The following is a 19,060-nucleotide window of genomic DNA, read 5'->3' on the forward strand; positions in this document are numbered from 1 at the left end:
CGGCACACATTGGGCCAACAGCCCGACAGCCGCGTTGAGTCGGCGTCTCCCAGGGCGGCGTGGATGTTCGGCGGCGCGACCGCAGCGGTCGGCACCGGCAATGCTGACCGTGTGGACCGTGTGGCGGACGCCACCGCTCCGGTCGACGTCGAGCTCACGCGTCACCGTCACCTTCAACGTCTCCTACGCCAACCTGAGCGGGTACGGGGTCGCTGCCGCCCAGAGCTGCTCGGCTCGACCTCGCGCCCCGACGTGCCGACGGCCGTGCGAACCTCGCGCACCGACGTGCCGGCGGCCGTGCGCGCCCGGCGTCCGTCAGGCCAGGCCTGCGCCTCCGTCGACGCTCAGGAAGGCGCCGTGGGCGAAGGCGGCCTCGTCGGAGGCGAGGTAGGCGACGGCTTCGGCGATCTCGCGCGGCAGGCCGAACCGGCGGGCGGGAAGCGCCTGCGTGACGGCGGCGGCCCGTGGATCGGCGGCGACAGCGGCCTGGATCTCTTCGGGCAGGACAGGGCCGGGAGCGACCGAATTCACGCGTACGCCCGACGGGCCGTACTCCTTCGCCCATGCCTTGGTGAGGTTGTTCAGCGCGGCCTTGCTGGACGAGTAGGCGGCCCTGTCCGGCGCCGCCTTGTCGGCGACGAAGGAGCTGATGTTGACGACGGCGCCGGCACCCCGCTCGGCCATGGCCGGGACGAGTTCGCCGACGAGGAAGAACGGCACCTTGACGTTGGTGGCGTAGACGGTGTCGAAGACCTCCTCCGGGGTGTCGGTGGTGCCGCCCTCGGGGAACACGGCCGCGTTGTTCACGAGGATGTCGATCCGCCCGGTGACCGACCGGGCCTGTTCGGCCAGGGTCCGGGCGCTGTCCGCCGAGGTCAGGTCGGCCTGTACGAAGTCCGCCTTGCCGCCCGCTTCCCGGATGTCGGCGACGGCTTGTGCGCCGCGCTCGGCGTTGCGTCCGGACACGATGACATGGGCGCCGCGCTCGGCGAGGAGGTCGGCTGTGGCGCGGCCGATGCCGCTGGTGGAGCCGGTGATCAGCGCGGTCTTGCCGCTCAGAAGCGTGGACATGGCAACTCCAGACAGAGGTTATGACGAAGATTGGAACATGGTCCCATAACTGAAACTGAGCGTCATCTTAGCAACTGGAGGTCACCGCAGACGGCAGACGGGTGCCGTGAAGGTGGTAAGAGGGCAGGCGGGCGTGAAGGGCTCGGGCGTGAAGGAGTTGAAGGAGAGGGCTCGTCAGCGAGGGGTGAGCGTGCTGAAGGCCTCGTCCAGCAGGTCGACGAGATCGAGGTCGCCGTCGGAAGCGGTCCAGTGGTCGAGCGCGATGTTGAGGCAGTCCAGCGCTGCCGCGGCCTTCACGGAGATGGCCAGCGTCACGGGCTGCGGGGGGTCGGCGCGCTCGGCGAGGGCCTGGGTCAGGGCGGGCCACCACCCGCGCTGCTTCTCCAGTTGCCGGGCGCACAGCGCGGGGGTGTCGAGGACGAACCGGGTGGTCCTCAGGGCCCTGGCGGGGTCCCGACGGTAGTGCTCTATCGCGGCGTCCAGGCCGCGGCGCAGCGCCGTCCAGTCGTCCTCGTCGGAGGGGCGGGCGCGTACGGCGTCGGCTACCTGCTCGCCATGCGCTTCGAAGACGCTGAGGGCAGCGTCCTCCTTGCTGCCGAAATACCGCAGGAACGTGCTGCGGGAGACCCCGGCCGCAGTGGCCAGGTCATCCAGAGTGACCTTCTCGAACCCGTCGCGGAGGAACAGGTCGAACGCCACCTGGGCCAGTTCCGCGCGTACGGCGGCCCGGGCGATGCTCCGGGTGTTCGTGCGCCCAGCAGCCCCGTCCACCCGAGATCCCCTCCGTGCTCACCCAGTCCGTCCCTGTGCCGCCTGTCAGGCGCCAGGCGCCAGGCGCCAGGCGCCAGTATGACACCCGGTGTCACGCACCAGAGATCCTGATCTCCTCCTGGACGGGCACGTCATTCGCCTGTTCCGGCGTCTCGGCCTCCCAGCGCAGCAGGTCGCCCGGCTGGCACTCGAGCACCTCGCAGAGCGCGGCGAGTGTCGCGAAGCGCACCGCCTTGGCGCGGCCGTTCTTGAGTACCGCCAGGTTGGCCGGAGTGATCCCCACGCGGTCCGCGAGCTCGCCCACGGACATCTTCCGCCTGGCCAGCATCACGTCGATGTCGACGGCGATCGGCATCAGATCACCTCGTCCAGCTCGGCCTGCATCCGGGACGCTTCGACATCGCGTGCGACGGCCTGGGCGAGCAGCATCCGCAGCACGAGCACGATGAGCGCGACCCCCAGGATGGCCAGACCGACCCCGGCCATGATGACGCTGACGCCCGGGTCGTCCCGCTGGCCCGGCGCGTTGAGGGCCGTGACCGTGAACCAGAGGAGGGCGGCCGCCACGATCGCGCCGATCACGCCGTCCACGTACCGGAAGGCGGCGTGGGAGAACACGGTCTCGCGTCGCACCATCGTCACCAGCCGCCATACGCAGACCAGGGCGACCTGCGCCGCCAGCATCCCCAGGATCGTGATGACGCGCAGCGCGGTCAGCGGCAGCGACCCGTCCTCCGGGTCGTTCCCGCTGACCAGCACCCACACCATCCCTGCCTGTACGAACACGGTGCCGGCGAGCACCACCACGAGCACGGCGCGCAGCGCACGCACGGTCAGCTGTCCCATGACCCACCCTTCCATCGAATCGCGATGGGAATCTATCGAAAATCGATAGATGAGGCAAGGTTCGGATGAAGCCGGGGATCGATTAATCGGTGTTCCGCCCACCCCCTGGGGACCCAGGATGGTGCGCATGACTCTGACCACCCCCGTACTGCACACCGCTCGCCTGCGACTGCGCCCCTTCACCGGCACCGACGCGGATCCCCTCTTCGCACTGCACAGCAGCGCCCACGTGCTGCGCTACTGGGACTCCGCGCCGTGGACCGAACGGGCTCGAGCCGACCGCTTCCTCGATGCGTGCCGGAAGATGGAGGACGAAGGCACCGGGGTACGGGTCGCCATCGACCGTGTCTCAGACGGGGTCTTCGTCGGCTGGTGCGGGTTGACCGGATGGAACCCGGACTACCGCAGCGCGTCGATGGGTTACTGCTTTACGGAAGCGGCGTGGGGCCACGGCTACGCGACGGAAACCGCGCACGCCGTGCTGACGTGGGCCTTCGACACACTGGACCTGAACCGAGTCCAGGCCGAGACCGATACGCGCAACCTGGCATCCGCCCGGGTGCTGGAGAAGGTCGGTTTCGTACGCGAAGGGACCCTGCGGGAGGACTGCGTCGTGAACGGCGAGGTGTCCGACTCATGGGTGTTCGGCCTGCTCAGGCGGGAGTGGCGGCCGTCGGCCGTGCCGAACCCGGCCCGCTGAGCGCTCGACGGGATCGACGCCGCCGACACCTACCCGGTGAGGCTTCCGTTGAGCCAGGTGGCGGTGAGTTCCGCGCGGGAGCGGGTGCCGGTGCGCTGGAACAGGCGGGTCAGGCGTTGTTCCACGGTTTTGGTGCTGCACGTGAGTTCCGCGGCGATCTGCTGGTTGGTCGCGCCGTCACTGACCATGCGTACGAGCGTGATGTCGGGCTCGGTGAGCCTGTGTTGTGCTCGGCGGAGTCTCGGTACGGGGATGCCGCGCTGTTGTGCGGCACGGGTGACGGCGGTGCGGAAGGGGCGGCCCAGGCCGAGGGGGCGGGCCTCGCGTAGGGCCTCGGTCAGCCAGTGCCGGGGGTCGTCGGTGATGGACGTCAGGCACATGCCGGCGATGACGCTCAGGTGGACGTCGCCCCGGCGTCGGATCGAGCGGTGGGCGGTCAGCGCGCTGTCCGCGTCGTGATGTGCGATGCCTCGCGCGATGAGCAGGGCCTCGTGGGTCAGTGCCGTGGCCGCTTCCTCGTGCAGGGTTTCCAGTTCCTCCAGGGCCTGCTGGACCTTCTGTCGCAGGTCGTGAAGGGCGGCGAGGGACAGGATGCGCAGCAGTAGCCGTTCGACGCCCGCGAGTTGGCCGTTCTTGCGTGCCTGCCGCGCGTCGCACCGGGCTTCCTCCAGCGACTCCTCCTTCTGGCCGGACCAGTACCGGACGGCCAGGCGGGCACGCGCCGCCAGGGGATGGGTGACGGTGTCGGGGACCAGGTCGAGCCATGCGCGGGCGTGTGCGACGTCTCCGCGGTTGCAGTGGATCTCCGCGGCCAGCGCCCGCGGCAGGTGCGGGACGCCTGCCGCAGGATGGGTCCGGCCGCGTACTTCGATGCGGCGGGCGGCTGTCAGCGCGGCGTCCCAGTTCCCCGCCAGGTAGTCGCGGACCATGCCCCGGTACTGGACGGCGATGCCGTCGGGAGCCGCCACGTACCGGTCGCCGAGGACGGCGGCGAACGCGCCGGCCAGGTCCGCGTGGGCGGCGGCGTGGCGCAGCCGGTCCATGGTCTGGTCGTCCAGGGCGTCGGGGGGCAGGTCGCGCCGTGCTCGGCGCAGTTCCGTGTGGCTGCCCATCGCGGCGGCCACCAGACGCAGTTCGGCGGGTGAGGGCAAGGGCGTGCGGCGGTGCCCGGGCCCGGTGTCCGGGGCGTGGCGGGCCGTCGATGCCGCCGGGGGTGTGAGCGGGCCGATGCCGTACAGCCCGCCGAGTGCCGCCAGCCCGGCCGCGGCGGTAAACCGGGCAGCCGTCTCGGCGGAGCGGGGGCGCATGTCATCGGCGCAGGGGGCGCGGTGTTCGTGCAGCGCCGCCCACGCCCATGCGGCGGCAACGTACGACAGGCCGGCTGGTTCCCCGACGTCGTCGGTGCGTTCGGTGCGTTCGGTGCGTTCAGTACGTTCGGTGTGACTGGTGTGCTCGGTGTGCGGCGTGTCCAGCAGGGCGAGCAGCGGCTTGCCCAGTGCCAGGAGTCCTCCGTGGTCGCCGTATCGCAGACTCAGGCTGCTCGCCTCGTGGAGCACACCACGCGTGCGCCGGTCCTGGGGTGTGAGCCGGTGGAGCGCGGCCGCGTAGGCGCGGGCCGAGCGGGGCCAGTTGCTCCTGGCCTCCTCGCGGGCCGCCGCCAGCAACAGCGGCACCGCGAGGGAGTCGGCCAGGAGAGGGCCGGAGGCCGCGACGCGGTCGGCCAGCCTCGGGTAGCCGCGGCCGGTGGCCTCGGCACCGAGCTTGTCCGTCAACCTCGTGACGTACCGCGCGGAGTTGCCCTGGACGTCGCGTCGGCTGGGCAGGGCCCGCAGAGTCGCCGCGAGCGCCGGGACGGCGAACGACAGCAGGCCTCGCGGGTCCGCGGTCAGGACCCCGTCCGTGATCAGACGGTCCAGCGCGCGTTCGAGGGCCCGGGCGCCGGTCGACGGCGTCATCCTGAACGCGTCGTCGACGTGCACATCGGCATGGTCGAGAACGCGGGCGGTGACGATCGCCGTCTCGACCATGCCGGGGTACGGGGGCGCGTGGGGTCGGCCGAACCCGAGGAGGAAGGCTTCCTCGGTGCCCAGTCCCAGCTGTTTCTCCGCACGCGTGAGGCACATCCTGCCGTCGAGTTCCAGCAGGTCCCGTCCGTCCAGGGTGTCGAGGACCGACAGCGTGGCGCGCGGGTTGCCCGCCAGCGTGCCCAGGGCCCGCGACACCGTGGCCGCCACCGCGGGGTCGGCCGGGTGACCGAACCGTCGGGTGAGGTGGAGGTCGACGAGCTTGGTGACGTCGGCCGGGTGCAGAGGGGGCAGTTCGAGGACGTCGTCGGCGGCGGCCGCCAACTGGGCGCGAGAGTGATCCCCGGCGGGTCCGGGGCGGCCGGCCATCACCACGGGTACGCCGCGCGGGCGGAAGACCCGTAGCAGCAGCCCCAACGCGTCGGCAGCCGGTCGCGGCATACGGTCGATACCGTCGACGACCAGGGCGAGCGACGTCTGGCGGGCCCCCGCCGCCAGTGCCTCGGAGAACGCGGACAGCTCCTCCGCCCCGGCGGCCCGCGCCGCCCTCCGCAGCCGCGACCTCTCGGTGCCGGGCAGCGCCGCCAGGCAGTTGCCGGGGTCTGTGAGGACCAGGCCGGGTCCGGCGGGGACGGCGGCCGTGCCGGCCGTGTCGGTCGTGTCCCGGGCGTCGTCGGCTTCGCCCTCCCAACCGAGCCGCAGCACCGCGGTGCCGTCCTGGGTGGCCGCACGCCGTGCCCGCTCCAGGACGGTCGTCTTGCCCATCCCCGCCCCCGCGCTGACCAGCAGGACGCGCGCCCTCTCACCGGTGGCGCGAAGGGCGTCGGCCAGTGCGTGGACCTCGTCGGCTCTGCCGATGACCGCTCCCCGCTGTTCCCTCACGGTGCCACCTCGTTCGTTCTCCGCGACCGATGGCGGTGCGGGGCATGGCGGCGCGGCCCATATGGTCAGTGCACTGACGCCTTTCCGGGCACGGGTACGCGGCCGGCCTCGGCCGTGTTCATCAACCCCAAGGCACATCTCGGAAACTGGACGGTGACTGTGAGGCCGGGAACCGACGAACCGGACCGCTGGGGCAGGCCCGCCCGTATGGACCGCTCCGGCGACCTCCTGCTCGGCCGCGAGCGGGAGTCGCGGCAGATCGATGGTCTGCTGGGCGACCCCGACGGCCCGGGCCTTGTCTTCGTGCGAGGTGAACACGGCGTGGGCCGCAGCGCGTTCCTGCACGCCACCGGTGAGCGCCTGCGGACACAAGGAATCGCCGTGTACGTCGTGGACTGTGTCCCCGGCGACGGTGACCGGCCACTGCTGCTGGCGTTGCGACTGGTCATGGCGCTGGAGGAACGCCGGTCCGGCCCGGAAGGTCCCCGATCGGCCACGGGGGCGGTCGCCCGGGCGCTGTCGGCCGTGGACCGGCACGACCGGGCCGCGATGGAGACACTGCTGCACGCCGCTCTCACCCGCTGCGCACCGGTGACGTTCCTGGTCGACGATGCCCAGCACGCCGACCCCGACTCCGTGACCGCGCTCGGGCGGATCGATGCCCCTGGTGTCCGGCTGGTGGTGTCGGTCGCCCGGCACACCGCACCGGGCGCGGGCGATACGAGAACAGCCACCCCCGCGCCCGAAGGGCCCCGGGCCGCAGGCCGCGAGGGTGTCGCCCGGATGATCGAGGAGCCGGCCGACGACAGGGGGTCTCGCACAGTCGTCCTGCTACCGCTGGGAACGCACGACACCACCTCTCTGGTCGCGCGGTGGCTGCGGGCTGAAGCGGACGCCGATCTGGCGCGCCGGGTGGGCGAGTTGACGCGCGGTGTCCCGGGAGCGGTCGAGGCCCTGCTCACCGGCTGGACGCGCCGAGGCGTGATCCGGGTCGCCGACCGCCACGCCTTCATACCCGCGCGGGCGACGGCCCCGGTGCTGCCCGACGACGACCGGTTCGTCCGGGCCCTGGACCGACTCGGCGAGCCCGAGCGCGCGGTGGCCGCCGCGCTGAGCATCCTGGGACCCCTCGGCCCGCCGGCCCTTCAACTGACCGCGGACTGGACGGGCCTGTCCACCGACGCCGTCACCGACGGTGCCCACCGCCTGGTCGAGGCGGGCGTCATCGACGAACCACCCGGCCCGTACCGGACCACACCGCGAGGCTGGAGCTTCCGCATTCCCCTGACCGAGCACACCGTCCGGGAGCGGCTGAGCCCGGTGGAACGCAGCCGGCTGTCCGCCACCGCGGTCGAGGTCCTCTGGAGATACGCGGACGCGCGGCACGCGGAAGCGGCGATCCCCCCGGCGCCGGGCCTTCTCGACGAGACGAACGCCCTGACCTACCGTGCGGACCGGATCGCGGACGCGGGCAGCCTGGTCGACCGGGAACGCGCGGTGGCCGAACTGACCGCCGCCGCCCAGCAGATACGGCCCGGTACCGATGACGGGCGGGTACTGCGGTGGCTGCGGGCCGCCCGTGACCTGACCGAACACGCCGACGTCCGCGATCTCCTCCTCCAGCGGTACGGCACAGCCGCCTACCTGGCCTGCGACTACCCCACCGCACGGACCGCAGGCGAATCCCTGCTGCGCGACCCGGGACCGACGCTGAGCGACCTCGACCTGCAAGAGGCCGCCTGCCTCGTCGTCGCGGTCACGGCCAACCAACGCGACTGGCCCACGATGTCCCGGCTCGCGACCGCCCACTGGTGGGACGGACTGCCCGTACCCGCCCTCGCGAAGGTCACCGGACAGGCCTTGGCCCTGTGTCACCTCTCGCGCTGGCAGGAGACAGCGGAACTGCTCGACCGGACCCGGCCGGTGTGGAACACCTGCCCACGCGCGCGTGCGGCGCCCGGCCGGTTCCGAGCCATGGCCTGTCTGGCCTTGGGCCGACCGGAGCCCTACCGGCGCGAACTGGCCCTGCACGACGCCCCGGACCTACCCCTTGGCAAGGTGTACTCGCTGGCCGGCGGCATGTTCGACACCCTGCTCACCGGCTACGACCTCAACGCGGCCAAAGCCCTGCTGGAGACCGCCGGCCTGACCGTGCCCATGCTGCCGCCGCTCGGCCGGTTTCTCTTCGATCACCTCACGGGCCGGTGGGACCAGGCACTGGAATCGGCCCGCCGGCTGCTGGCCAACGACGAGGTCCAGTCGATCCCGGTGGCCGACAGCTCACCGCTTCCCGCGCGGACGGCGGCCATCCTCCTCGCCCGGGGGCGCATCACCAGCGCGCTCCAAATCATCGAGGGCGTGCGCGGTCCCGAAGGGAGCCCACCCCAGTGCGCGCTGCACGCTTCGGAAGCAGAGGTGCTCATGGCCCTCGGCGACCTGGGCGGCGCCGAAAGGACCCTCCGCGACGCGCTGACCACGGCACAGGCGCACGACCAGGTCTACGGCACGGACGAGTTGTGGGCCCTGCTGGCAGAGGTGACGGCCGAGGCCGGGCAGACCGACGAGGCGGCGGTCTGCCTGCGACACCTGGAAGGCATCGCCGGGCGGACGGGCACCGACCGGTCCCGCCTTCGGCACCTGCTCGCCTCGGCCCGCATCCTGCGGCAGGAAGCACCCGACACCGCACGCCACAACCTGAGCGAGGCCGTCGACCTCGCTCGCACCCGCGGCCTGCCTTTCGAGACGGCGACCACCCTGGTGGCCGCCGCCACCACGGGCGCGGTCCCGGCCGCGCTGCTGCACGAGGCCTACGAGCTGTTCGGCACGACCGGCGCCACCCTGTGGCGCTTCCACACCAGGACCGCGCTGCGCGAGGCCGGACTCACCGTCCCCGGCCGCAAGCAGGCCACCGCCGAGAACGACCAACTGCTCGCCACCCTGCTCGCCGAGCAGCTGACCACCCGCCAGACGGCCACCGTCCTGGGGCTCACCGAGGACGCGACCGCCCGGCGCATGTCCCGGCTGTTCGCCCGCACGGGAAAACGCTCCCGCACCGAACTCGTCACCGCCGTACTCACCGACGCCCTCTGACACGACACGGCACGAGCCCCCGGAACCGTCCTACGGCCGGGGGCTCGTCCTTTCCGTCAGATCACACCAACCCGGGAACGCGTGCGGGCGCCCGGTCCCTGCGTATCTCGCGCTCCGCCAGGTACGAGAGCGCCGGTGCCGCGCTGAAACTCACCGCCTGGTAGAGGAGAGTGAGCGTCATGGCCACCGAGACGACGCCGAAGGGCAGCGCGGTGGCCGAGAGGACGGCGAAGAGGAGGAAGAGCACGGCGAGGACGGTCTCCTCACCGGCGCTGTTGAACACCTGGATCCTGGACTGCAGTCGGCGGAACTTGTCGGTCCGGTTCCAGATCGCCGGCCGGTTCAGCATCGCGAGCAGTGCCGCCTTCCCGATCACGTAGAAGAGAGCGCGCTGGGCCAGGACGGCTCCGGCGAATTCACGTGCGGTGAAGCCCATGACCTTGCGGTACACCGTCCACTGCAGCAGCCGCCTGCCCGCCATCACGAAGAGGAACGGCACGTACCAGGTCACCGGCACCGGCCACACGTCATCGTTCGCGATCATGGACAGCAGCATGGCCGGGGGCACCGCCACCCCGGCGAACCTGACGCCACGCAGGGCGTTTATCAGCCCGTGGTTGGCGTGGTGGATCCGCTGTGTGACATTCAGGTGCGAGGCGGTACGCCCGGCACCCGGGCGGAACATGTGCGCATGGGCGCGGATCTCCTGCACCGGGCCGTAGGTCCAGCGGAACCGCTGCTTCCTGTAGCCGTTCCAGGTCTCCGGGACGAGCCCCCGGCCGTACGGGTGTTTGAGGTAGACCGACTTGTACCCGCTCGCGTGGATGCGGATGGCGAGCTCGGAGTCCTCGGTCAGGCACCATTCCGCCCAGCCGCCGGCCTTGTCGAGGGCGGCCAGGCGGATGGTGGACATCGTGCCGACGGTGAGGCCTGCCCCGTTCTCGTCGAGCGCGACCATGTGGGCGGCGAAGAAGAGGGCGTACTCGGCGTTGGCGATCCTCGTGAACGCCGACGACTCGTAGTCGCGGTAGGCGTGCGGGCACTGCACGAAGCCCGTCTCGGGATCCTCGAAGTACCCCACGGTGTCCGTCAGCCAGTCCGGTTCGACGATGTAGTCGGCGTCGACCACGCCCACCACTTCCGCGCGAGGATCGATGTGGGGCCGTGCCCAGTTCAGCGCACCGGCCTTCGCGCCGGTGATCCCCTCCACGTGCAGGAACCGGAAACGCGGTCCCAGCCGGGCGCAGTGCTCCTCCACGGGCCGCCAGAGGCTTTCGTCCGTGGTGTTGTTGTCGATGACGAGCACTTCGTAGTCGGGGTAGTCGAGCAGGCTCAGCGCGTCGAGCGTCTCGATGACCACCCCGGGCGGCTCGGCGTGGATCGGGAGCTGCACGGAGACCATCGGTGCGAAGCCGGACCGACGAGGGCGCGCGGTCGCGCCGGCCCTGCGCCACCGCGAGCGCAGGAGCACTTCGGAGCCCGTGACCTCGTCGAGCAGGTCCGAGGGGAGGCAGACGATGGTCAGTACGGAGCTGATCGTGACGAACACGAGGGTCACCGTGCTCACGCCCGAGTCGATCGCCTTCGCGGCGAACGGCACCAGCCACACCACCGGCAGGACACTCAGGAACACGCAGGTCACGACGAACAGGCTGCCGACAGGCCGGAAGGCGGTCAGTCTCCGGAGTGCCAGGAAACTGAGCGCCATCATGGAGAGCGCGGTGAGCAGGCCCCACTTCAGGGAGCCCCCGAAGGCCACGCTCACCAGCAGGGCTGTGCCGAAGCACAGGGCGTGAACTGTTGTCGGGAAACGCAGTTCGCGCGCTGTGGGGTGTGGATGTCGCGCGAGCGTGACGATGGCGGCCAACTGGGCCGCCGCCACGATCAATAACGTGGCGACCAGATTATTCATGGGATTTCAAACTTTCCGATGTGCAAGGAGAGGCCGGGCGCAGCGCGACATGGCGCACCCGCGCAGGGGTGCGCGCACGCTGCTTTCGGCGTTTCGGGGCCTGAGAGGGGCGGCCCCTTCGAGCGGCGCGGGGTGCCGGGAATACCGGTGAATGTCGTTTCCCCATTCACTCCGCGTGCCGCTGCCTTGAATCGTGTCAGCTGTGAATGGTCGCCTCGGCGCTCGCGGCCGGTCGGCGGCTAAGTACAGGGAAACCGGACGCGAACAGTGCCGCGGGGAGGTGCCGTCGGCGGATCAGTCGACCGGGACGGCGTCGAACACCGCCCGGTCCACGCGGACCTGCGCCGAACCCGCCAGGCGTTCGATCAGCGCCCGGTAGCGGTCCAGGACGTACGACTGGTGGACCGAGTCGTGGGCCGTGGTGAACGACTGGTGCGGGAAGTCGCCGGGGTGGGCGGTGAAGTAGGTCCTGAGGGCGTCGTCCGATGTCGTGATGGCCCGCGTCTCGGTGAGCTTGTTCTGGAGGGCGGCGGCGAGGTTGCTCAGGACGTAGGTGAAGTAGTTCGACTCGGTGTACTGCACCGGCCCGTAGATGACCTGGTGGGCGGTGACGGCCTTCAGGCGGCGGGCGTTCTCCGTCTGCCAGTTGCGCAGGAAGGCGTCGTAGCCGGAATCCGCCAGGAGGCCTTGGCGGTGGGCCAGGGTCAGCTCGACGGTGGTCCGGGTGACGTCGGCGAGGGCCCGCTCGCGGAGGTAGGCGGCGGGGGTTTGGCCGTCGTGCTCGGTGGTCCAGAAGTCGGGGCCGTCCTCGGCGCCGTACTTCTGCCGGAAGTGGGTGAAGGTCGCCGCCCGCTCCTGGACGAGGTAGAGGGCCAGTTCCCGTACGGGGATGTCCTGGCCGTCGATCGTGGCCGCCACGGCCGTGAGCGGGGGAGCCGGTGGCGCCGGGGGAGTGGCGGGACGGCTCGGTCGCGTGCCGGACAGGAGAACCGCCGCCGCGATGGCGGTGGCGGCCAGCAGCGCGGCGACGGTGATCAGCCAGAGCGGGACCGTACGGCGTGCCGGGGCGGTTGGGCGGCTGGTGCGCGGACGGCCTTTTGCCGATGTCCGGGGGCGGTGGGTCGACGTGCTCATCGCCGGCTCCTCTCTTGTGCTGCCGGCCGAGGGGGACGGGTGCCCGGGTGGGCACCCGTCCTGATTCGCCGCCGGGTCAGCCGGTGGCGAGTGTCTGGATCTCAGTGGTGCTGAGCGTCCGGTTGTAGAAGTGGACGTCGTCGATCTGGCCGTTGGTGAAGTCCACCGGCCCCTGGTTGTACGTACCGGCGCCGATGAGGGTCGCGCCGTTCACGGTCCAGGGGGAGGTGAAGGACGTGCTGCCCTGGAGCGTGCCGTTGACGTACAGCGAGATCGTCTGGGCGCCGCTGTCGTACATGCCGAGGACGTGGTACCAGGTGCCCGTCGTCGCCGCGGAGCCGGCCGTCACCGTCGTGGCCGCGGAGTTGTTCGCGTCGGAGGCCCGGGTGACGAAGGTGAACTTGCCTCCTGACAGTTGCAGATAGAAGGGGCTGACCTTGCCGCCGACGAGACTGGCGAAGGTCTGGTTGTTGCCGCTGACGGAGTTCAGCTTCACCCAGGCGCCGACCGTGTAGCTCTGTCCGGTGTCGATCACCGAGGAGGGGACCACCGCCATCGTGACGGCGCTGCCGTCGAAGCCGAGCGCGTTGCTGCCGATCTTGCCGCTGCCCGCCCAGGTGGTGTTGCCCTCGGTGTAGCCGTCGTCGGTGTTGCCGAGCAGGTTGGCGACGGTGTGGCCGCTGCCCTCGTCGAGCTGGTAGTAGCCGGCGGCGCCGGTCCCGAGGGCGTACGCCTCGCGGGCGGTGAGGGCTCGGGGGATCATCCGTACGTCGTCGATGGTCCCGTTGGCGAAGTCGGCGTTGGCGCCGTTCCACTTGGCCCGGCCGATCGTGGTGTGGCCGGTGGCCTTCCACGGTGAGGAGAACGCCGTGGTGCCCTGGAGCTGGCCGTTGACGTACAGCGCGATGGTGTGGGCGCTGTTGTCGTACACGCCGGTCAGGTGGTACCAGGTGCCGGTGGCGGGGGTGCCGCCGGTGACCTGCTTGTACGTGGCGCCGGTCGAGTCGGAGCTGCGGACGGTGAAGGCGAAGGTGCCGCCCGACAGCTGGAGGTAGAAGGGGCTGATGGCCGAGCCGTCGATGCTCGCGTAGGTCTGGTTGCCGGTGAGGCTGTTCGGCTTCACCCACGCGGAGACCGTGTAGCTGCCGCTGGTGTCGAGGGCGGTGGTGGGGACGTCCAGCCAGGAGTTGCTCGCCCCGCTCAGGCTGAGCGCGCCCGTGCCGACCTTGCCGGTCGTCCAGGAGGCGCCGGCCTGGAGGGTGCCGTTGTTTGCACCGCCGGTCAGATCGGCGGTGGCGGTGCCGGAGCCCTCCTCGAGCGGCCAGTACGCGCCCGCGTGGGCCGTGGGCCCGGAGACGGCCGGGCCGTTGTACGCGCCGATGTTGGGCGCGGCGGTGGCGGAGACCGTGTTGCCGAAGTAGTCCAGGCCGCCGTTGGAGGAGACGACCGCGCCCGCGCCGAGGGCGGGGGAGCCGCTGCGAAGTTTGTATACGGCCGCCGATGCCCGGCCCGTTCCGCCCGCACCCGGGTTCACGAACAGCGGATCCGCGGTGATCTTCGCGGAGTCGGCCGGTTCACTGGCGGGATGGTGGCCGTAGAACAGGTTGTGGGTCCACGTCGTCTTGTTGGTGGCGTAGTTGCCGGTGCCCAGCTTGTAGACGATGTTGTTCGAGAAGGCGACCGTGCTGTTCGGGGTGCCGCCGGTCACCCAGCCGTTGTCGCCCTCGCCCATGTAGATCGTGTTGTTGTACACCTGGGTGGTGGTGTTGCTGTCGACGCCGCCCATCCCCGGGAAGACCGCGTTGGACGCGCCGTCGTTCTGGCTGATGTTGTAGCGGATCACCGAGGACTTGGCGCCGAAGCCGCTGCGGCAGCACCACTCCGTGAAACCGAACGGGTTGTCGTGGCTCCAGTTGTACTGGATGACCGTGCCGGAGTTGTTGTTGTCGATGTCGAAGGCCTGGCCGTCGACGAAGTTGCGGTACTGGCGGGAGACCTCGTTGTTCTGGAACACCGCGTTGGTCGTCCACCCGTTCCACAGACCGGCGCCGGAGTAGCGGTAGCCGTTGTCCGTGGCCACGTTGTTCTGGATCACCGGTGAGGCGCAGAACACGCAGACGATGTCGTTGCCGCCCATGTCGGTGAGCGTGTTGCCGTCGATGACGACGTTGGTGGTGTTGATGTTGTGGTTCAGGCCCACGAGCGAACCGATGTAGATACCGCCGGCGTCGTCACGCGTCAGCGTGTTGTTGCTGATCTGGACGTCGTCCCAGCCGCTGGTGGTGTTGTTGTCCGTGACGTCGAAGGCGATGCCGGAGGACTGGCTCGGCTGCACGGGGTTCGCGACGTTCGCCCAGTAGCCCTTCACGTCATGGATGTTGTTGTTCAGGATGTGGATCCCGGCGAGGATCCCCGTGGTGTCGTTCTCCAGCTGGACGCCGCTGCGCAGCGCCGCACTGGACGCCGGGTTGGTGATCTCCAGGTTCTGCACCGTCCAGTACTGCTGGTTGTGCAGGTAGATGGTGGCCGCGGCACCTCCTCCGTTGAGGATGGGAGCGGCACCGGAGCCGTAGCTGGAGATCGTGATCTGGTTGCCGGCGGCGCCGGAACCCTGGGGCTGGAGCTCGCCGGTCCAGGAACCGCCTGCCTGGAACAGGATCTGGTTGCCGGCCGTGAACGTCGTCGCGTTGACGTTCGTGAGCGTCTGCCAGGGGGTGCTGGTGCTGCATCCGTCGTTGCTGTCGCTGCCGGACGACGACGAGATGTAGTACGTGGTGCAGGTCGCCGCATGGGCGGCCGTGCTGGGGACGATCACCAGTCCCAGCGCGGCTGCCGCGCTGCCCAGGGCCGCCAGGAGGCGGCGTGGCCATCTTCGCATTGCGTTCCTCTTCGAACGGAGCGGATGAGTGGGGTGGAGCAGACCGGTGCGCACGCCGTGCCGGGGAGAAGGGGAGGAGGGCACGCCGAACGCAGCGGTCGATCTGGGGAAGGGGCGGCGGTCAGCCGGCCGAGGGCGGGCCTCAGCCCTTGACGGCGCCGCTGAGCAGGCCGGACATGATGTGCCGCTGGACCGCGACGAAGAACACCACCATGGGGACCAGGGCCATGACACTGAGGGTCAGGAAGGCCGGCCAGTCGACCTGGAACTGCCCGACCGAGGTGTAGACCTCCAGCACGATCGTGCTCTTGCCCGGGTCGCTCAGGTACACGTTGGGGGTGAAGAAGTCGTTCCAGATCCACATCGTCTGGAACACCGCGACGGTGGCCAGGATGGGCCGGATCAGCGGCAGTACGATCCGCCAGAAGACCTGCCACGGACCGCAGCCGTCCAGCCGGGCCGCCTCGATGACCTCGAACGGCAGGGTGGCCATATAGCCCTGGATGACGAACCAGCAGAAGATCGATCCCGCGCTGTAGACAAGCACGAGGCCGTTCAGGCTGTTGACCAGGCCCAGCTTGACGAAGATCTGGTAGACGGGGATCAGGGTCGACTGCGTGGGCACGACGAACGCGAGCAGCAGGAGCTTGCCGAAACGCCGGTTGAACGCGGTCGGGCGGATCGTCAGGGCGTAGGCGGCCATGGCGCCGATCAGCACCATGAGGCCGACCGAGAGCACCGTGACGTACAGGGTGTTCGCGAAGGCCGCCGCGACGGGGACCTGGTCCAGGACCCGGCGGTAGGTGGAGAAGTCCGGTGAGGTCGGCAGCGCCAGCGGTGAAGCGGTGGTCTGCGCCTGCGTCTTGAGGGTGTTGACGAGGACGTAGTAGAAGGGCAGCGCCATGACCGCCGAGACGGGCAGCATGTAGGCGCTGGTGAGCCAGCCCCGGGTACGCAGCCGGGAGAGGATCGCCGTCACCGGAACCTCCTTTCCAGCCTGCGGGTCACCGAGAGCTGGAGGGACAGCACGGCGGCGACCGCGATCAGGAAGATCACGCCCAGCGCCGCGCCGAGTCCGTACTCGCCCTGGGCGATACCGCGTTGTACGAGTACCTGGGTGATGGTGTACGTGTCGTAGCCGGGGCCGCCGTTGGTGAGGGTGAACGGCAGGTCGTACACCCTGAGGCCGTTGATGAGCAGCAGGAACTGGCTGACCGTCATGGCCGGCGCGAGCAGCGGCAGGGTGATGCGGAAGAACTGCTGCCGCGTCGTGGCGCCGTCAATCGTGGCGGCCTCGTAGTAGTCCCGGGGGACGGACTGCAGGTAGGCGAGGTAGAGGACGGCGTGCCAGCCGGCCTGCGCCCAGACCCCCACCCCGATCACCGAGACCTTGGCCAGGGTGTTGTCCGACAGCCACGGCACCGGGCCGACTCCGAAGAGGCCGCCCACCACGGAGTTGATCACCCCGGAGGACAGCGGCGACAGGACGAACGTCCACACCAGGCCGAGGATCGCCATGCTGGGCACCGCGGGGAAGAAGAACGCCGCGCGGACCAGACTCCGGCCGGGGAAGCGGCGGTTGAGGATCACCGCGAGCGGGATGGCCACGACGGTCACGATCAGCGTGGTCGCCACCGCGTACAGCAGGGTGAAGCCGAGGCCGGTCAGCACCGAGGGGTCGGTGAAGATCTGCCGGTAGTTGCGCAGCCCGACCAGATGCCGGGTCGGGGAGGAGCCGCTGTAGTCGGTGAAGCTGTAGTACACCGACTCGGCGAGCGGCACCAGGAACAGCACCACCAGCACGACGGCGATCGGCAGCAGGAACGCCTGCGTGGTCAGCTGTTCGCGCAGCCGGCGGCGGCCGGGGCGGGCGCCGCCGGGCGCGGTGCCGGCGGTGCGTGCCCTGGTGGGGAGTTCGGAGGTCTGTATGGCCATGAGAGCTGTCGCTTCCCGCTTACTTCGCGTCGAGCTGCTTGAGCTTCTTGTCCAGTGCGGCGGGGATGTCCTTGGGCTTGACCGACCCCTGGACCATCTGCTGCATCTGGGTGTTGAACTCCTGGATGAGCTCGTTGGAGTGGCGCGGCCAGGCGACGACGGGGAGGTAGATCCTGCCGGAGCGGGCACCCAGGGCCTGGTTGGTCACGCTCTGCGCGAAGCTCGGCGTGTAGTCGCTGGTGGTGGTGATCGCCCCACTGGACTTGCCGTACGCCTTCACGGCGTCGGGGCTCGCCAGGAACTCGAGGAACTTCAGGGCGGCCTCGGGGTTCTTGGCCTTGGCGTTGATCGCGTAGCCCGGGCTGGCGGCACCGGTCCAGTAGTTGGTGCCCTGGGTCATGCCGGGGATGGCCTCGGTCTGGAAGGACAGGTTCGGGGCGCTCTTCTGGACCGTGGGGACGTTCCACGTCCCGGCGCCGAACATGGCGACCCTTCCGTTGGCGAACTCGCTGACCACCTGGTCGCTGGTCAGACCCAGGATCGCCTTGGGCGTGAGCTGGTCCGTGTACAGCTTGCAGTAGGCGACCAGCGGTTCGGTCCAGGTGTCGGCGAAGGTGGTCCTGCCCGCGAAGATGTCCGCGTCCGGGAACGAGCCCTGGCTGTCGAAGTAGCCGCCGAGCAGGCCCCACAGCGCCATGAAGTTGCCGTCGTGGGCGGCGTCGTAGTAAGGGGTGATCCCCTTGTCCTTGAGCTTGCGGCACAGCTGCAGGAACCCGTCCCAGCTGTCCGGGAGCTTGTCCGCCCCGACCTTGGCGAGCAGCTCCTTGTTGTACATGATCCCGCCGGCCCAGGAGGAGATCGACAGTCCGTACACCTTGCCGTCGACCGTCATGAAGTCCTTGTTGGCGGAGTTCATGGGGTCCAGGAACTTCTGGCCGGTCAGGTCCTTCACGAAGCCGCCGCCGACCAGCTGCTTGTCCTCGGCGGTGAGGATGAAGACGTCGGCGCCGGTGTGCGCCTGGAGGCGGGTCTGCAGGGTGGAGACGTACTGCGGGACCGGTGGGGCGTAGGAGAAGGAGACGCCGGTGCCGGTGTTCTTGGTGAACAGGTCCAGGACCGGCTTCATGACTGTCTGCGTGTCCCAGGAGAAGAAGGACACGGCGCCCTTGCCGCCGCTGCCTCCGCTCGCCGCGGTGCTGGTGGAGCAGGCGGAGGCACCCAGGGCGGTGCCGCCGAGGATGGCAGCCATGAGGCTGCCCTGGACGAAGCGTCGTCTGCTGAGCTCGGGGGTGCGGTTGCTTGTGCTGTCGACGGACATGGTGATTCCTCTCGGGGTGCGCGTGGGGGCGGGGTGGATGTGTCGCGGGCGGTGCGGGGGGAGTTCGGGGGGCCGGAGGCGGGGGCTTGGGCCGGGGTGGAGATGGTGGGCGGGGCGGCGCGGCGGGGTCGAGCTGTGCGGGTTGGCCCGGCGGGGCCGGGCGGGGTGAACGGGCCAGGTAAGGCGAGGTGAGGCTAGGGAAGCGAGGGAAGTCGAGGCAGGAAAGCAGAGGTAAGGCTGGCGAGGCCTGGTGAGGCGAGGTGAGGCCCGGTGAGGCCGGGGGAGGGGTGGCGTGGTGAGGCCGGGTGGGGCGTGGTGAGGCCGGGGGAGGGGTGGCGTGGTGAGGCCGGGTGGGGCGTGGTGAGGCCGGGGGAGGGGTGTCGCGGTGAGGGCCGGTGAGGCTGGGGGAGGGGTGTCGCGGTAAGGCTGGGTGAGGGCCGGTGAGGCTGGGGGAGGGGTGTCGCGGTAAGGCTGGGTGAGGGCCGGTGAGGCTGGGTGA

Annotated in this window: 13 protein-coding genes; 2 read left to right on the plus strand and 11 right to left on the minus strand. The window is 70.2% G+C overall.

The genetic code is table 11. From position 1 onward, the window contains the following. Nucleotides 1-315: 315 nt before the first annotated feature. The 4 genes from PV396_RS15595 to PV396_RS15610 all read right to left on the minus strand — a co-directional run bounded on the left by PV396_RS15595 (nt 316) and on the right by PV396_RS15610 (nt 2,688). Entirely contained in the window at nt 316-1,071 is a 756-nt protein-coding gene (locus PV396_RS15595) for an SDR family oxidoreductase (protein WP_319204925.1), read from the minus strand. Nucleotides 1,072-1,245: 174 nt separating this feature from the next. Continuing rightward, complete coding sequence (locus tag PV396_RS15600; RefSeq protein WP_319204927.1) at nt 1,246-1,842, minus strand: TetR/AcrR family transcriptional regulator; 597 nt, start codon at nt 1,840-1,842, stop codon at nt 1,246-1,248. A gap of 91 nt (nt 1,843-1,933) precedes the next feature. Further along, nucleotides 1,934-2,197, minus strand: a complete 264-nt coding sequence (locus tag PV396_RS15605) for a helix-turn-helix transcriptional regulator (protein ID WP_319204929.1) — start codon at nt 2,195-2,197, stop codon at nt 1,934-1,936. Then, nucleotides 2,197-2,688: a DUF2975 domain-containing protein gene (locus tag PV396_RS15610; RefSeq protein WP_319204931.1), complete on the minus strand. Its 492-nt coding sequence runs from the start codon at nt 2,686-2,688 to the stop codon at nt 2,197-2,199. The genes PV396_RS15605 and PV396_RS15610 overlap by 1 nt, the downstream gene beginning before the upstream one ends. A gap of 127 nt (nt 2,689-2,815) precedes the next feature. Here PV396_RS15610 and PV396_RS15615 point away from each other — a divergent pair, with 127 nt between their 5' ends. Next, a complete protein-coding gene (locus PV396_RS15615; RefSeq protein WP_319204933.1) occupies nt 2,816-3,388 on the plus strand; it encodes a GNAT family protein in 573 nt (190 codons plus the stop codon). A gap of 29 nt (nt 3,389-3,417) precedes the next feature. On the opposite strand, the gene PV396_RS15620 is transcribed toward PV396_RS15615, so the two are convergent. After that, the gene (locus PV396_RS15620) at nt 3,418-6,294 is read right to left on the minus strand and encodes a LuxR family transcriptional regulator (RefSeq protein ID WP_319204935.1); all 2,877 of its coding nucleotides are present in this window, start codon (nt 6,292-6,294) and stop codon (nt 3,418-3,420) included. Between the two features lie 153 nt (nt 6,295-6,447). On the opposite strand from PV396_RS15620, the gene PV396_RS15625 reads away from it, so the two are divergent. Continuing rightward, complete coding sequence (locus PV396_RS15625; protein ID WP_319204937.1) at nt 6,448-9,384, plus strand: AAA family ATPase; 2,937 nt, start codon at nt 6,448-6,450, stop codon at nt 9,382-9,384. A 61-nt stretch (nt 9,385-9,445) separates the two neighbouring features. Here the strand turns inward: PV396_RS15625 and PV396_RS15630 are convergent, their stop codons facing one another. The 6 genes from PV396_RS15630 to PV396_RS15655 all read right to left on the minus strand — a co-directional run bounded on the left by PV396_RS15630 (nt 9,446) and on the right by PV396_RS15655 (nt 18,561). Then, nucleotides 9,446-11,296: a glycosyltransferase gene (locus PV396_RS15630; protein WP_319204939.1), complete on the minus strand. Its 1,851-nt coding sequence runs from the start codon at nt 11,294-11,296 to the stop codon at nt 9,446-9,448. A 294-nt stretch (nt 11,297-11,590) separates the two neighbouring features. Continuing rightward, nucleotides 11,591-12,430, minus strand: coding sequence for a hypothetical protein (locus PV396_RS15635; protein WP_319204941.1), 840 nt, complete (start codon nt 12,428-12,430; stop codon nt 11,591-11,593). Nucleotides 12,431-12,506: 76 nt separating this feature from the next. Further along, a complete protein-coding gene (locus PV396_RS15640; protein WP_319204943.1) occupies nt 12,507-15,308 on the minus strand; it encodes a LamG-like jellyroll fold domain-containing protein in 2,802 nt (933 codons plus the stop codon). A gap of 142 nt (nt 15,309-15,450) precedes the next feature. After that, nucleotides 15,451-16,287 carry a carbohydrate ABC transporter permease gene (locus tag PV396_RS15645; protein ID WP_319204945.1) on the minus strand — a complete coding sequence of 279 codons (837 nt, stop codon included), beginning with the start codon at nt 16,285-16,287 and terminating at the stop codon, nt 15,451-15,453. Beyond that, on the minus strand, nt 16,284-17,243 hold the full coding sequence (locus PV396_RS15650; protein ID WP_319204947.1) for a sugar ABC transporter permease: 960 nt from the start codon (nt 17,241-17,243) through the stop codon (nt 16,284-16,286). The genes PV396_RS15645 and PV396_RS15650 overlap by 4 nt, the downstream gene beginning before the upstream one ends. Nucleotides 17,244-17,262: 19 nt before the next feature. Further along, nucleotides 17,263-18,561, minus strand: a complete 1,299-nt coding sequence (locus PV396_RS15655) for an ABC transporter substrate-binding protein (RefSeq protein ID WP_319204949.1) — start codon at nt 18,559-18,561, stop codon at nt 17,263-17,265. Nucleotides 18,562-19,060: the final 499 nt, after the last annotated feature.

Origin of the sequence: Streptomyces sp. ME02-8801-2C (genome assembly GCF_033793965.1) — a bacterium.
Classification (GTDB): Bacteria; Actinomycetota; Actinomycetes; order Streptomycetales; family Streptomycetaceae; genus Streptomyces.

Excerpts from the sequence above, each read along its gene's own strand:
- PV396_RS15595 (WP_319204925.1), bottom strand. The coding sequence starts at position 1,071 with ATGTCCACGCTTCTGAGCGGCAAGACCGCGCTGATCACCGGCTCCACC.
- PV396_RS15605 (WP_319204929.1), bottom strand. The coding sequence starts at position 2,197 with ATGCCGATCGCCGTCGACATCGACGTGATGCTGGCCAGGCGGAAGATG.
- PV396_RS15610 (WP_319204931.1), bottom strand. The coding sequence starts at position 2,688 with ATGGGACAGCTGACCGTGCGTGCGCTGCGCGCCGTGCTCGTGGTGGTG.
- PV396_RS15615 (WP_319204933.1), top strand. The coding sequence starts at position 2,816 with ATGACTCTGACCACCCCCGTACTGCACACCGCTCGCCTGCGACTGCGC.
- PV396_RS15630 (WP_319204939.1), bottom strand. The coding sequence starts at position 11,296 with ATGAATAATCTGGTCGCCACGTTATTGATCGTGGCGGCGGCCCAGTTG.
- PV396_RS15635 (WP_319204941.1), bottom strand. The coding sequence starts at position 12,430 with ATGAGCACGTCGACCCACCGCCCCCGGACATCGGCAAAAGGCCGTCCG.
- PV396_RS15640 (WP_319204943.1), bottom strand. The coding sequence starts at position 15,308 with ATGCGAAGATGGCCACGCCGCCTCCTGGCGGCCCTGGGCAGCGCGGCA.
- PV396_RS15650 (WP_319204947.1), bottom strand. The coding sequence starts at position 17,243 with ATGGCCATACAGACCTCCGAACTCCCCACCAGGGCACGCACCGCCGGC.
- PV396_RS15655 (WP_319204949.1), bottom strand. The coding sequence starts at position 18,561 with ATGTCCGTCGACAGCACAAGCAACCGCACCCCCGAGCTCAGCAGACGA.